General features: G+C 67.5%; 12 protein-coding genes. 4 read left to right on the forward strand and 8 right to left on the reverse strand.

Annotated features, from left to right (window positions below; genetic code table 11):
- Positions 1-2: 2 nt before the first annotated feature.
- From cydB to ACFVMC_RS03295, 3 genes are all read right to left on the reverse strand, one after another.
- Positions 3-1,052: a cytochrome d ubiquinol oxidase subunit II gene (cydB, locus tag ACFVMC_RS03285; protein ID WP_379206419.1), complete on the reverse strand. Its 1,050-nt coding sequence runs from the start codon at positions 1,050-1,052 to the stop codon at positions 3-5.
- Positions 1,053-1,061: 9 nt separating this feature from the next.
- A complete protein-coding gene (locus ACFVMC_RS03290) occupies positions 1,062-2,516 on the reverse strand; it encodes a cytochrome ubiquinol oxidase subunit I (RefSeq protein ID WP_379206420.1) in 1,455 nt (484 codons plus the stop codon).
- Positions 2,517-2,623: 107 nt separating this feature from the next.
- A complete protein-coding gene (locus ACFVMC_RS03295; protein ID WP_379206422.1) occupies positions 2,624-3,544 on the reverse strand; it encodes an aminodeoxychorismate lyase in 921 nt (306 codons plus the stop codon).
- 143 nt (positions 3,545-3,687) lie between these two features.
- On the opposite strand from ACFVMC_RS03295, the gene ACFVMC_RS03300 reads away from it, so the two are divergent.
- From ACFVMC_RS03300 to ACFVMC_RS03315, 4 genes are all read left to right on the forward strand, one after another.
- On the forward strand, positions 3,688-4,800 hold the full coding sequence (locus ACFVMC_RS03300) for a YgfZ/GcvT domain-containing protein (RefSeq protein ID WP_379206424.1): 1,113 nt from the start codon (positions 3,688-3,690) through the stop codon (positions 4,798-4,800).
- On the forward strand, positions 4,800-5,474 hold the full coding sequence (locus ACFVMC_RS03305) for an MOSC domain-containing protein (RefSeq protein WP_379207785.1): 675 nt from the start codon (positions 4,800-4,802) through the stop codon (positions 5,472-5,474). The genes ACFVMC_RS03300 and ACFVMC_RS03305 overlap by 1 nt, the downstream gene beginning before the upstream one ends.
- The gene (locus ACFVMC_RS03310; protein WP_379206426.1) at positions 5,471-6,421 is read left to right on the forward strand and encodes an asparaginase; all 951 of its coding nucleotides are present in this window, start codon (positions 5,471-5,473) and stop codon (positions 6,419-6,421) included. The genes ACFVMC_RS03305 and ACFVMC_RS03310 overlap by 4 nt, the downstream gene beginning before the upstream one ends.
- A gap of 175 nt (positions 6,422-6,596) precedes the next feature.
- On the forward strand, positions 6,597-6,800 hold the full coding sequence (locus tag ACFVMC_RS03315) for a DUF3073 domain-containing protein (RefSeq protein WP_379206428.1): 204 nt from the start codon (positions 6,597-6,599) through the stop codon (positions 6,798-6,800).
- A gap of 222 nt (positions 6,801-7,022) precedes the next feature.
- Here the strand turns inward: ACFVMC_RS03315 and purM are convergent, their stop codons facing one another.
- The 5 genes from purM to ACFVMC_RS03340 form a co-directional block, all read right to left on the reverse strand.
- The gene (gene purM, locus ACFVMC_RS03320; RefSeq protein WP_379206430.1) at positions 7,023-8,102 is read right to left on the reverse strand and encodes a phosphoribosylformylglycinamidine cyclo-ligase; all 1,080 of its coding nucleotides are present in this window, start codon (positions 8,100-8,102) and stop codon (positions 7,023-7,025) included.
- A gap of 109 nt (positions 8,103-8,211) precedes the next feature.
- Entirely contained in the window at positions 8,212-9,948 is a 1,737-nt protein-coding gene (locus ACFVMC_RS03325) for an ABC transporter ATP-binding protein (protein WP_379207787.1), read from the reverse strand.
- Positions 9,941-10,921 carry an ABC transporter permease gene (locus ACFVMC_RS03330; protein ID WP_379207789.1) on the reverse strand — a complete coding sequence of 327 codons (981 nt, stop codon included), beginning with the start codon at positions 10,919-10,921 and terminating at the stop codon, positions 9,941-9,943. Before ACFVMC_RS03330 ends, ACFVMC_RS03325 begins: the two co-directional genes overlap by 8 nt.
- A gap of 89 nt (positions 10,922-11,010) precedes the next feature.
- A complete protein-coding gene (locus ACFVMC_RS03335) occupies positions 11,011-12,021 on the reverse strand; it encodes an ABC transporter permease (protein WP_379207791.1) in 1,011 nt (336 codons plus the stop codon).
- Positions 12,022-12,116: 95 nt separating this feature from the next.
- Positions 12,117-13,730, reverse strand: a complete 1,614-nt coding sequence (locus ACFVMC_RS03340; RefSeq protein ID WP_379206432.1) for an ABC transporter substrate-binding protein — start codon at positions 13,728-13,730, stop codon at positions 12,117-12,119.
- Position 13,731: the final 1 nt, after the last annotated feature.

Genomic DNA, 13,731 nt, shown 5'->3' on the forward strand with positions numbered 1-13,731 from the left:
ACTCAGTGCCGCGCTTTCTCCGGCAGCAGCCCGATCGGATCGGGGATCTGCTCCATGGTGAGTCGCTTGCGGAACACCCAGTAGGTCCACGCCTGGTAGACCAGCACCACCGGCACCATGACCGCGGCCACCCAGCTCATCACCACCAGCGTGTAGTGCGTGGACGAAGCACTGACCGTGCCGTCCCGGCCGTCGACGGTGAGGCTGAACGACGGGTCGATGTTCGAGGGCAGCACGTCGGGGAACAGCGAGCCGAACAGCAGGACTGTGGCCGACAGGATGGTGAGCGCCGTGCCGGTGAAGGCCCAGCCGTCCCGCCCCCCGCTGTGTGCCAGGCCGGTCAGGGCGAGCCCGACCACGGCCAGCGCCAACGGTATCCAGGTCCAGCCGACACCGTAGGACAGCTGCGTCCAGATCCCGAAGGCCGCCACCACGACCGCGGTGGGAACGAAGAGCCGCCGCACCACGGCCTCCGCGTCGGTACGCACCTCACCGGCGGTCTTGAGGCACAGGAAGATCGCGCCGTGCAGCAGGAACAGCAGCAGCGTGGTCAGCCCGCCGAGCAGCGCGTAGGGGCTGAGCAGATCGAGCAGGTTGCCTTCGATCTGCCGCTTCTGGTTGAGCTGGACGCCGCGCACGATATTGGCGAACGCCAGGCCCCAGGCCAGCGCGGGAATCCAGGAGCCGAGCCCGATACCGATGTCACACCAGCGCCGCCACCGGTCGTCGTGGATCTTGCTGCGCCATTCGATGGCGCAGGCCCGGGTGATCAGCCCGACCAGAATCAGCAGTAGCGCGAGGTAGAACCCGGAGAACAGGCTCGCGTACCACTCCGGGAAGGCGGCGAACATGGCGCCGCCCGCGGTGAGCAGCCACACTTCGTTGCCGTCCCAGACCGGCCCGATCGTATTGAGCACGACGCGGCGCTTCACCTCGGATTTGCGCCCGATGATCGGCATGAGCATGCCGACGCCGTAGTCGAAGCCCTCCAGCACGAAATAGCCGATGAAGAGCACGGCGACCAGCAGAAACCAGAACACTTGCAGAGTCATCCGGGTCTCCTAGTAGGCGAAGGAAAGCTTCTCGACGGGTTCGGAGGCGCCGTCCGAGGATTCGGCCGCGGCCGGTTCCGGACCGGCCAGCACGTAGCGCCGCTGCAGGTAGAACCATGCGACCGCGAGGATGCCGTAGAGCAGGGTGAAGACGATCAGCGAGGTCAGGATGGTGCCCGCGGAGACACCGGAGACGCCCTGCTGCACCGTCATTCGGATGTTCGGGTCGCCGGTGGGGTTGGGCGCGACCACCCAGGGCTGGCGGCCCATCTCGGTGAAGACCCAGCCCGCGCTGTTGCCGAGGAAGGGGGTGGCGATGGCCAGCAGCGACAGCCAGCCGTACCACTTCTGATCCGGCACCCGGCCGCGGCGGGTGAACCAGAATCCGGCCAGCGCCAACAGGATCGAGCCCGCCATCCAGGTGATCATGGCGCGGAAGGACCAGTAGGTGACGAACAGGTTGGGGCGATAGTCGCCGGGACCGAATTTCTCGCTGTAGGACGCTTGGAGATCCTTGACGCCTTCCAGCGTCACGCCGGTGAACTTGCCCTCGGCCAGCCACGGCAGCACGTAGGGCACCTCGATGAGGTGGTCGACGCTGTCGCAGTTGTTGTGCGTGCCGACGGTGAGCACGGAGAACTGCGGGTCGGTTGCGGTGTGGCACAGCGATTCCGCCGAGGCCATCTTCATCGGCTGCTGCTCGAACATCAGCTTGCCCTGTACGTCGCCGGTGTAGATCAGCGCGATGCAGGCGATCGGAATGATCCACAGGCCCAGGCGGGCCGCGGGCCGCCACATGGTGCGCGCGTCGTCCACGTCGGCGCCGCCCTTGCGTACCGTGCGGACCATCCACCAGCCCGCGATACCGGCGACGAAGGTCGCCGAGGTCAGCAGGGCGCCGGCGATGACGTGCGGGAAGGCCGCCAGGGTAGTCACATTGGTGATGACTTCCCAGATGCTGTGCAGCTCAGCGCGTCCGGTCTCGGGGTTGTAGCGCGCGCCGACCGGATGCTGCATGAACGAGTTGGCCGCGACGATGAAGTACGCGGAGGCGTTCACGCCGATCGCGACCAGCCAGATGCAGGCCAGGTGCACCTTTTTCGGCAGCCGGTCCCAGCCGAAGATCCACAGGCCCAGGAAGGTCGACTCCAGGAAGAAGGCGACCAGCGCCTCCATCGCCAGCGGTGCGCCGAATACATCGCCGACGAAGCGGGAGTATTCGCTCCAGCCCATGCCGAATTGGAATTCCTGCACGATGCCCGTGGCGACGCCGAGAGCGAAGTTGATCAGGAACAGCTTGCCGAAGAACTTGGTGAGTCGCTTCCAGTGCTCTTTGCCCGTCACCACCCACGCCGTCTGCATACCCGCGACGAGGGGCGCCAGGCCGATCGTGAGCGGTACGAAGATGAAGTGATAAACGGTGGTGATTCCGAACTGCCAGCGCGCGACGTCTACGACATCCATCCGACCTCCCTGCCGATCTACGACATGTCGTAGTAAACGATACGCTGGAAGATGTCCGGTTCAACGTGCTCTGCGACACGACACGCCAGCGAACTGCCGGCATCTGGTCACCAGTCCTGAACAGACCCCGCCTTCTCGATGCCACGATCGACCAGTTCGATGATCTCGGCGGCATTGTCCGGGGCCGACATGCGCAGTCCGTCAAGCGAATTCACCCGGGCCGCCAGCGTGACACTGGACAGCAGCCAAATGCTGTCGCAGGTCAGCAAATCCGCGGTGAACAAGGACTTGTAGGTGCACTCCCAGCCCGCCCGCTCCGCCTCGGCGAACAGCGCGCGCTGCGTCACCCCTGGCAGCACACCGTTTTTGGCAGGCGGCGTGAGCAGTTGCTTGTCGCGGGCGATCACCACCGTCGAGCGCGGCCCCTCCAGCACCCGGTTCTCGGTGCTGGTGAAGATCACGTCGTCGGCGCCCATGCGCTGGGCGAAACGCAACGCCGCCATATTCGTCGCGTACGACAGGGTTTTCGCGCCCAGCAGCTGCCACGGCGCGGCCTGGGCGAGATCGATCGAGATCCCCCGGGCCAGCGACACCACCTTGATGCCCTCGGCCCGAGCCCGCGCCACCCGCTCCCCGACCGGCACCACCGAGACATAGGCGGTCGGCACCGGCACGGCGGCCGCGAGAGCGCCCGTGGTGACGCTGTCCTTGACACTGGCCAGCTCGCTGTCGCGGCCGCGGGTCAGCACGAGGCGCAACAGGCCCTCGCGGTCACTGCCCCACTCCTTGGCGGCCGTCTCGACAGCCTCGCGCCAGGCCTCCAGATCCGGCTCGGGTAGGTCGAGCGCCTGCGCCGAGTGCCGTAGCCGGCCTAGGTGATGTTCGATCGCACACGCTTTACCGCTACGCACCAGTACCGTCTCGAAGACGCCGTCACCGCGCAGCACACCGATGTCGTCGGCAAACAGCAACGGCGCGTCCGCATCCCGAACCGCGCCGTCGAGTGTTACAAGAACTCGATCTACCATGCGTCGAGCCTAGGCCGTACGCGTTGGTCACGCCTAGGTCACAACGGAATCGGGTCATTCATTCGTTCCCGGGACTTCGTGGTGATGCATATCTTGGTCGGCCTGGCGGCGGCGTGGCGGGTGATGCGCCTAGAGTGGTTTACGTGTCCGTGGTCGTTGCGCCCAGTCCCTTGCTTGCCGTCCCGGGTGCCGTCGCGGGGTTTCCGGATTCTCCGGATGCCGCGGTGGCCTGGCATTACGGGGATCCCTTCGGTGAACAGCGCGCGGCCGCGCAGCGGGTGGCGATCGTCGATCGCTCGCATCGCTTCGTGCTGACGATCACCGGGAAAGAGCGGCTGAGCTGGCTGCACACCATCACCAGCCAGCATGTGGCGGCCCTGGCCGACGGCCGCTCGGCGGAGAATCTCGACCTCGACCTCAACGGCCGGGTACTGCACCACTTCGTGCAGACCGAGCTCGCCGAGACCGTCTGGATCGACACCGAGGCCGAGCGCGGGCCCGAGTTGCTGGCGTTCCTGCAGAAGATGGTGTTCTGGGCCGACGCGAAACCGGCCGCCGCCGAGTACGCGGTGCTGAGCCTGCTCGGCCCCGGCGCCACCGACCTGACCGGCGCGCTCGGGATCCCCGAACTGCCCGCGGTGCTGGCGGCCGTGCCGCTGCCCGGCGGCGGTTTCCTGCGGCGCATGCCCTGGCCCACCGCCGACTCCTACGACCTGGTCATCCCCCGCGAACACCTCGGCGACTGGTGGACGAAGCTGACCGGCGCGGGTGCCACCCCCGCCGGTATGTGGGCCTTCGAGGCGCTGCGGGTGGCCGCCCTGCGTCCCCGAATCGGCCTGGACACCGACGAGCGCACCATCCCGCACGAGGCCCGCTGGATCGGTGGTGCGGACGAATACGGCGCGGTGCACCTGAACAAGGGCTGCTACCGCGGGCAGGAGACCGTCGCCCGCGTACACAACCTGGGCAAGCCGCCGCGCCAGCTGCTGCTGCTGCACCTGGATGGCTCGGCCGACGCGCGTCCCGCGCCCGGCGAGGACGTCACCGCCGGGGGCCGCACGGTCGGCCGCCTCGGCACCGTCATCGACCATTACGAATTCGGCCCCATCGCACTGGCTTTGATCAAACGCGCCGTTCCCGCCGACGCGGCGCTCACCGCCGGGCCGACCGCCGCCGCGATCGACCCCGACTCGGTGCCCGCCGACGACGCACCACAGGCCGGCCGCCTCGCCGTCGATCGGCTGCGCGGCCGATGATGCCGGGCGAGGTGCTCGCGGTCTGCGTCGTACACGCCGAGCGCCAGGTACCGGGCCGGGTCGGCCGCACCGCGATCGACAAGCGCCCGGTCGACGGTCGGGTCGCGGTGCGCGCGCTTGGCCTGGCCGGTGACCATGTCGCCGACACCAAACACCACGGCGGCGTGCACCAGGCGGTCTACGCCTACGCCCGGGCCGACGCCGAGCGCTGGGCCGCGGAACTCGGCCGCGACCTGCCCGCGGGGTGGTTCGGCGAGAACCTGCGCATCGACGGGCTCGCGGTCAGCGACGCGGTGCTCGGCGAACGCTGGGCGATCGGCGACACCCTGCTCGAGGTCAGCGCGCCGCGCGTGCCGTGCGCGGTCTTCCAGCACTGGGCCGGCGAGGCGCACTGGGTCAAACGCTTCACCACGCAGAGCGACACCGGCGCCTACCTGCGGGTACTCATCGAGGGCAGCATCGGCGCGGGTGACGAGGTCCGGGTGGTGCACGTCCCGGAACACGGCATCACCGTCCGCGACGTATTCACCGGCGCCGACCTGGACCGGCTGCGTCGGCTGCGCGCGGTGGAACCGACGCTCTCCGACGACATCCGCATGCAGATCGACCGGCACGAGCGACGGCACGCGGGCGCCGCTCGGGCCGCGGCACAGCGAACGGGAGCGCGCGCATGAGCGTCGAGTTGGTCGAAGTGGTCCGGTCCGGTTTCCGGGAGTGCGTGCATCGCGGCTCGGTGGTGGTGCTCGGCGCCGACGGCGAGCCGGTGGTGCAGCGCGGCGCGGTGCACCTGCCGATCTTCCCGCGCTCGACCAATAAGCCGATGCAGGCGATCACCTTGCTGCGCAACGGTTTCGACCCGGTCGACGACGCCGAGCTGGCGATCGCGACCGCCTCGCACTTCGGTGAACCCGAGCACGTCCACCTGGTCGAGCGGCTGCTGCACCGGTACGGCTTCGACGAGAAGCAGCTGCAATGCCCGGCCGACTATCCGTTCGAGGAGCGCGCCCGGGCCACCGCCGTCAGTGCCGGGCACCCGCGCCGGATCTACATGAACTGCTCGGGCAAGCACGCGGCCATGCTGGCGACCTGCAAGATCAACGACTGGCCGACCGAGGGATACCTGGCCGAGCAGCATCCGCTGCAACAGTCGGTGATCGCGACCATCGCCGAGCTCACCGGCGAACCGGAAACCGATCTCGGGATCGACGGCTGCGGCCTGCCGATCATCCCGGTGTCGCTGGTGAATCTCGCGCGGGCGTTCGCCGCCATGGTCACCGCCGCGCCCGGCTCACCGCAGCGGCGAGTCGCCGAGGCGATTCGCGCCCATCCGCGAGTGATTTCCGGCACCAATGGGGCCGATCTGCTGGCCATGGGGGCCACGCCCGGACTGGTCTGCAAGATCGGCGCCGACGGCGTGCACGCGGGCGCGCTGCCGGACGGATCGGCGTTCGCCTACAAGATCGATGACGGCCACGACCGCGCGCGAATGCCCCTGACGCTGGCTGTTTTGCAGCGGCTCGGAGTCGAATGGACCGACGCGCACAGCGAACTCGCCGCGCAGCCGATCATGGGCGGTGGGGCCCGGGTCGGGGTGATCCGGGCGATCCCGGGCGCGCTGTAGGCAACCGGGCCGGACGGCGACAACCGGGCAAACACACCACTTCCGGAGCACTTCCCCCACTCCTGGAAGCGCGAGCGCCGGACACACGCTAAAGTGTCTGTCAGGAAGAGTATTAATTCGAACGGGGCCGCCAACAAACCCCAGGCCGCCCCGCAGTGACGCGAGGGGGTCAGCCATGGGCCGTGGCCGGGCTAAGGCAAAGCAGACCAAGGTTGCACGCGAGCTGAAGTACAGCACGCATAACACCGACTTCGCGAGCCTTCAGCGCGAGCTCGCGGGTAGCCCCAACTCTCAGCCGAGTGGTGGAGTGCTGTCCGACGAGCACGACGCAGACGAGTCTTCATCCCGCTGGGATGAAGACGACGACTGGCGCCGCTGAGATTCGGATCTTCGGCGAAGGGGGAGGCCGGCGGGCCTCCCCCTTCGAACGTTGACACCGGTCTGGCGAACGCGAGGCTCGCCATAACGAAATCAGCGCCCTCATCGATTCGATGCGGGGCGCTGAGTCGTACCTGGGGCACGCCCGATTCCCTTGGCCGCCAACACCTCCGGACACACCGAAGGCCCCGGCCGGAAGCCGGGGCCTTCGAGGTTTCAGAGCTCAGAAGCGCGGGTGCTCGCCCACCAGGATCGCACGCACCGCGGCGGCGTCCTTGGCCTTCTTCACCGTGCCGAGGGTCCAGCATTCGATGTGGCGGGCGGTGAGCACCGCCAGCGCCCGGTCCACGTCCTCGGGCGCGACGACGGCGACCATGCCGACGCCCATGTTGAAGGTCTTCTCCATCTCGACCCGCTCGACACGCCCGCGCTGCGCGATCATCTTGAACACCGGCGCCGGGCTCCAGGTACCGCGATCCAGCTCGGCCACCATCCCGGCGGGCAGCACCCGGGCGAGGTTGGCGGCCAGGCCGCCACCGGTGACGTGGGCGAAGGTGCGCACGTCGGTCTCGGCAATCAGCGCCAGGCAGTCCTTGGCATAGATCCGGGTCGGTTCCAGCAACTCCTCGCCCAGGGTGCGGCCGAATTCCTCGACGTGCCCGGTCAGCGACATCCGGTCGATATCGAGCAGCACCTTGCGGGCCAGGCTGTAGCCGTTGGAGTGCAGGCCCGAGGAGCCCATGGCGATGACCACGTCACCGGGACGCACCCGGTCCGGACCCAGCACCGAATCGGCCTCGACGACGCCGACGCCGGTGGCGGACAGGTCGTAGTCGTCGGGATCCATCAGACCCGGATGCTCGGCGGTCTCGCCGCCCAGCAGCGCGCAACCCGCCTTCACACAGCCCTCGGCGATACCCGAGACCAGTTCGGCGACCTTCTCCGGAACGACCTTGCCGATGGCGATGTAGTCCTGCAGGAACAGGGGCTCGGCGCCGCAGACCACCAGGTCGTCGACCACCATCGCGACCAGGTCGAGCCCGACCGTGTCGTGCTTGTCCATCGCCTGCGCGACCGCGATCTTGGTGCCGACGCCGTCGGTGGAGGCGGCGAGCAGCGGTTCGCGGTAGCCACCCTTGAGCGCGAACAAACCGGCGAAGCCACCCAGACCGCCCTGTACTTCGGGACGGCTGGCCTTCTTCGCCAATGGTCCGAACAACTCGACTGCGCGGTCACCGGCTTCGATGTCCACGCCGGCGGCGGCGTAGGAAGCCCCGGTACCGGAGGGGGTCTGTTCAGTCATTTTCGGGGAAAGCTCCAAACCGAATCGGCGGATAGATGCCTGCTCACGCTACCGGAACCCGATAACGGCCAGCCCGCCTCCCCGCGACTTCTGCCGGTCGTACGTGCCATTACGTCGCCTCCGTGGCGAACAACGCCGCGGTTTCCGCCCGCCGACGGCGCTGCTCGATCGGGTCCGGAACCGGGACCGCGGCCACCAGGCGCTGGGTGTAGTCCTGTTGCGGTGCGCGCAGGATGGCATCGCGTGGTCCCTGTTCGACGACGCCGCCGTTGCGCAGCACCACGATGCGGTCCGAGAGCTGGTCCACCACGGCCAGGTCGTGGCTGATGAACAGGCACGCCCAGCCGCACTCGCGCTGCAGTTCGCCGAACAGGTCGAGCACCGCCGCCTGCACGGAAACGTCCAGCGCACTGGTGGGTTCATCGGCGACGAGCAGATCCGGGTTGGTGACCAGGGCCCTGGCCAGGCTCGCGCGCTGACGCTGACCGCCGGAGAGCTCGTGCGGGTATCGGCGTTCGGTGCCGGCGGGTAGCTGCACATCGTCGAGCATCTTGCGGACCCGCACCCTGATCTCGGCGGCGGTGCCCATCTTGTGGACGAGCAACGGCTCGGCGACGCACTCACCGACCGTGAGCCGGGGGTTGAGCGAGGTCGCCGGGTCCTGGAAGACGAAACCGAAGCTCTTGCGCAACGGCCGCAGCTGACGTTGGGACAGCTTGCCGATGTCCTCACCACGGACCAGGACCGTGCCCGAGCTGGGTCGTTGCAGCGCGGCCACACACCGCCCGATGGTGGACTTTCCCGAGCCGGATTCACCGACCAGGCCGACTGTTTCGCCGGCCGAGATGGTGAAACTGACGTCGTCGACGGCGCGGAACCGCGGTCGACCGAACGGCCCCGGGAATTCCACCACCAGGTCACGGACCTCGAGGACAGGTTGCCCGGCCGAGCCGCGATCCGGCTCGCAGGCCCACTCTCCCGGCACCGGGTCCTTCGCCGCGGTTTCGGCCGCCGGAGTGGATGTCGACCGGGCGCCGAGATGCGGCACAGCTGCCAGCAACTTCTGTGTATAGGGCTGTTTCGGATTCGCGAAAAGCTCGTCCACCGGCGCGGTTTCGACCACCGCGCCGTTCCACATCACCACGACGCGGTCGGCGAGATCGGCGACCACGCCCATGTTGTGGGTGATCAGGACGATCGCGCTACCGATGCGATCACGCAGATCGCGCAACAATTCCAGGATCTCGGCCTGCACGGTGACGTCCAGGGCGGTGGTGGGTTCGTCGGCGATGATCACCTTGGGCTCGCAGGCGATGGCGATGGCGATCACCACGCGCTGCTTCTGCCCGCCGGAGAGCTGGTGTGGGTAGAAGTCCACCCGGTGCTCGGGATCGGGCAGCCCGACCATGCGCAGCAGTTCCACCGCCCGCGCCTTGGCCTGCTTCTTGGTCATATCCTGGTGCGCGCGCAACGCTTCGGAGATCTGGAAGCCGACGGTGAACAGCGGGTCCAGCGCCGAGCCCGGCTCCTGGAAGACCATGGAGATGGCCCCGCCGCGCAGCGCGGTCAGCTGTTTCTCGCTCATTGCCGTGATGGATTGCGTGCCGAGCGTGACCAGACCGGTGACCTGCGCCGTACTCGGCAACAGCGCCATGGCCGTGCGCGAACTCACCGACTTGCCGGACCCGGACTCCCCCACGATGGCGAGCACCTCACCGGGGAACACCTCGTAGGACACATTGCTGACCGCGTGCACCGGTCCGGCGTCGGTGGCGAACGTCACCGACAGCCCTTCGATGGACAGCGCGGGCGCGGCGGTCGCCGCGGCTGACTGTTCGTTACTCAGCTCGGGACTCCTTGCTCAGGTCGGCGCCCGAATCCTCGGTCGCGACCGCCATATCGGGAGCGCCGGATTCGCCGACGACGACATCGCTGCCGACGGTGGTCGGCCGGGCCGTCCGCCGGGTCCGCAGCAACGGGTTGAGCACCTCGTTCAGGCTCTCCCCGACCAGGGTCATGCCGAGCACCACCAGCACGATGGCGACACCGGGGAAGATGCCGGTCCACCAGATGCCGTTGGAGACATCGGAAATCGCCTTGTTCAGGTCGTAGCCCCATTCGGCGGCCTGGGTCGGCTCGATGCCGAAGCCGAGGAAGCCCAGGCCCGCCAGGGTGAGGATGGCCTCGGCGCCGTTCAGCGTGACGATCACCGGCAGCGACTGGGTGACATTGGCGAGGATGTGCCGGAACAGGATGCGCGCGGTGGACGCGCCCGTAACCCGGGCCGCGTCGACGTACGGCTCCTGTTTCACCGCCACGGTGGCATTGCGCACCACCCGGAAATACTGCGGGACGAAGATCGCCGTGATGGCGACCGCCGCCGACAGCACACCGCCGAAGCTGCTGGACGTACCGCCCGCGACCACGATGGACACCACGATCGCCAGCAGCAGCGTCGGGAAGGCGTACATCGCGTCCATGAACAGCACCAGCACGCGGTCCAGCCAGCGCCCGACATAGCCGGACACCAGCCCCAGCGGCACGCCGACCAGCAGTGACAGCACCAGCGAGGTGACGATCACGTACAGCGCGGTGCGGGCGCCGAACAGCACGCGGGAGAACACGTCCTCGCCGCGCACCGAGGTGCCGAACCAGTGCTGCGCCGAGGGCGCCTGCTGGCGCACGAAGTCCACGCCGTCGGATTGGATCTGGGAGAACCCGTAGGGTGCCAGCAGCGGCGCGAAGATCGCGGCGAGGACGAACAGCGCGATCAGTGCGAGCCCGAAGATCAGCGTGGCCCGCTGCAAACCCGAGGTCATCGAGAACAACCGCAGCCCGGGAATACCGCGGCGCGGCCCGACCACCGGCGGGGTCACGATCGGCTCGTTGAGCAGTTCCGGTGTGGTCATCAGAACCTCACCCTCGGGTCGATCAACGCGACGATGGCGTCCACGATGAAGCTCATCAGCGCGATCGCCACCGCGATGAACGCGACGATGCCCTGCACGGCGATGAAGTCACGCGCCTTGAGATATTCGGCGAGCTGGAACCCGAGCCCCTTCCATTCGAAGGTGGTCTCGGTGAGTACCGCACCGCCGAGCATCATGGCGATGTACATGCCCATCACCGTGACGATGGGGATCATCGCGTTGCGGAAGGCATGCCGTCCGGTGACCACGCGACTGGACAGCCCACGTGCCCGCGCCGCGTCGACATAGCCGCTGCGCAGGGTCTGGATCAGGTTGATCCGCACCAGCCGCAGGAACACGCCCGCGGTCAGCAGGCCCAGCGCGATGGCAGGCAGCACAGCGTGTTTCAGTACGTCGATCAAGTAGCTGGTGTCGCCGTAGAGGATCGCGTCGATCACCAGGATGTTGGTCTTCGGCGACACGTGCTGCAACCGCAGCTCGACATTGGTGCTGGCCCGGCCCGCCACCGGCAGCCAGCCCAGCTTGACCGAGAACACCAGCTTCAGCAGCAGGCCGACGAAGAACACCGGCGCGGCGTAGGCCAGGATCGCGAAGATCCGCAGCACCGCGTCCGAGGCGGAATCCCGGTGCGTCGCCGCCCATCTGCCCAGCGGTACGCCGACCGCGAAGGCCACCAGCAGCGACCAGAACACCAGCTCCAGGGTCGCCGCGCCGTAGGTCGTGATGACCTCGCCGATCTCCCGATTATCCTGCGAGCGACCGAAATCCAAGCGCACCAGATCCGAGATGTACTCCCAGTACTGGGTCAGGATCGGCCGGTTCAACCCGGCCGCCGCCTTGCGCTCCTCGATCTGCGCCTGCGTCATGCGTCCACCCATGGCCGCGCTGATCGGGTCACCGATCACCCGCATCAGGAAGAACACCACGGTCACCAGAATCCACGCCGTCAACGGGATCATCAGCAACCGAACACCCAAATACCGCAGCAGGGCGGCGTGACGAGTGTCGCCCCTACCGAATCGCGGCAGCCCGAACCGCCGGGGCGGGACCGGCTCCGGTCCCGCCTCGGCTTTCTCCACCGAGGTCACTTGCTCAGCGTCGTGTATCGGAACTTGAAGGAACCGTCCAGGACCACGCCCTGCACGCCGGTGCCGGCCACCGCGATCTGCTTACCGGCCAGCAGCGGCAGCGTCGGGATGTGCTTGTCGGCGATTTCCTTCTGGATCTGCTTGATGATCTCGAGCCGCTTGGTCTTGTCCGGCTCGGTGGTCTCCGCGGTCAGCAGCCGGGTGATCTCGGGATCCTCGAAGTGCGATTCCAGGAAGTTGTTGGGCGCGAAGAACGGGGTCAGGTAATTGTCCGGATCCGGGAAGTCCGGGAACCAGCCCAGCTGGTACATCGGGTATGCGTCGCGGGCCCGCTCCCGCTGGTAGGAAACCCATTCGGTGGACTGCAGATTCACCTTGAACAGCCCGCTGGCTTCCAGCTGCGATTTGACCGCCGCGTACTCCTCCGGGCTGGAGGGCCCGTAGTGGTCCGGGTTGTACTGGAGGTTCAGCTCGACCGGGGTGGCGACACCCGCGTCGGCCAGGAACTTCGCCGCCTTCTCCTTGCTCGGCGCCGCGCCGTAGAGCTCCTTGAACGGCTCGATCGCGCCCGGCTGCCCCTGCGGCACCGGCGAGTACGCCGGTAGGTAGGTGCCCTTGTAGACGCCCGTGGCCAGCGCCTCACGATCGACCGTGGACGCCATCGCCTTGCGGATGGCCAGCTTCTTTTCAGGGCTGTCACCCGGCATGGTGTTCATGTTGAACACGATGTAGCGCAGCTCGCCGCCGGGGCCCTCGTGCACCTTCACCTTGTCCGAGGATTTCAGCGATTCCACGTCGGTGGGCGTGAACGAGCGGTAGGCCGCGTCCAGCGCGCCGTTCTGCAGATCCAGCTTCATGTTGTCGCTGGTCGCGTAGTACTTGGCGGAGATCTGCTTGGTCTTCGGGGTGCCCAGGATGCCCTTGTAGTCCGGGTAGGCCTGATACTCGACCAGCTTGTTCTTGTCGTAGCTGGTGATGGTGTACGGGCCGGAGTAGCCCTTGGCCTTCACCACGTCCTCGTCGGGCATGACCTTGTCGGCGGGATAGACCTTCTCGTCGACGATCGGGCCCGCCTGGGTCGGCAGGATGGCCGGGAAGGTCTGGTCGTTGGGCACCTTCAGCGTGAAGTTGACGGTGAGTTCGTCGCCGACCTCGGTCTTGTCCAGGTTCTGCAGCAGCGCTCGCGGACCGTTCGGATCATCGATCTTGATCATGCGGTCGAAGGAGAACTTGACGCTTGTGGCGGTCAGTGGGTTCCCGTTGGCGAACTTCAGGCCGGGCTTGAGTTTGCAGGTGTAGACGGTCGGCGCGCTGAAATCGCATTTCTCGGCGGCATCGGGCTTGGGCGTGGTGTCGCCGGGCTCGAAATTCAGCAGATACGAATAGATCTGGGTCTCGGCGACCAGCGAACCATTGTCGTAGGCGGCCGCCGGGTCGAGGGAGAAGACCTTGTCCGTGGTGCCGACAACCAATCCAGCGCCGTCACCCGCGTCGTCCTGCTTACCGGAACCACACCCCGCCACCACGGACGACGCGAGCGCGGCCAGGCCGACGGCCGCGATAACTCTCGTTCTGGTGCGCTGCCGCCCGGGCGTCTTCGAAACCATCATC

The organism is Nocardia sp. NPDC127579 (assembly GCF_042672005.1).
In the GTDB taxonomy this organism is placed as follows: domain Bacteria; phylum Actinomycetota; class Actinomycetes; order Mycobacteriales; family Mycobacteriaceae; genus Nocardia.

Coding starts and splice junctions, on each gene's coding strand:
- ACFVMC_RS03305 (WP_379207785.1), top strand. CDS start 4,800: ATGCCGGGCGAGGTGCTCGCGGTCTGCGTCGTACACGCCGAGCGCCAG.
- ACFVMC_RS03310 (WP_379206426.1), top strand. CDS start 5,471: ATGAGCGTCGAGTTGGTCGAAGTGGTCCGGTCCGGTTTCCGGGAGTGC.
- purM (WP_379206430.1), bottom strand. CDS start 8,102: ATGACTGAACAGACCCCCTCCGGTACCGGGGCTTCCTACGCCGCCGCC.
- ACFVMC_RS03330 (WP_379207789.1), bottom strand. CDS start 10,921: ATGACCTCGGGTTTGCAGCGGGCCACGCTGATCTTCGGGCTCGCACTG.
- cydB (WP_379206419.1), bottom strand. CDS start 1,052: ATGACTCTGCAAGTGTTCTGGTTTCTGCTGGTCGCCGTGCTCTTCATC.
- ACFVMC_RS03290 (WP_379206420.1), bottom strand. CDS start 2,516: ATGGATGTCGTAGACGTCGCGCGCTGGCAGTTCGGAATCACCACCGTT.
- ACFVMC_RS03315 (WP_379206428.1), top strand. CDS start 6,597: ATGGGCCGTGGCCGGGCTAAGGCAAAGCAGACCAAGGTTGCACGCGAG.
- ACFVMC_RS03340 (WP_379206432.1), bottom strand. CDS start 13,730: ATGATGGTTTCGAAGACGCCCGGGCGGCAGCGCACCAGAACGAGAGTT.
- ACFVMC_RS03295 (WP_379206422.1), bottom strand. CDS start 3,544: ATGGTAGATCGAGTTCTTGTAACACTCGACGGCGCGGTTCGGGATGCG.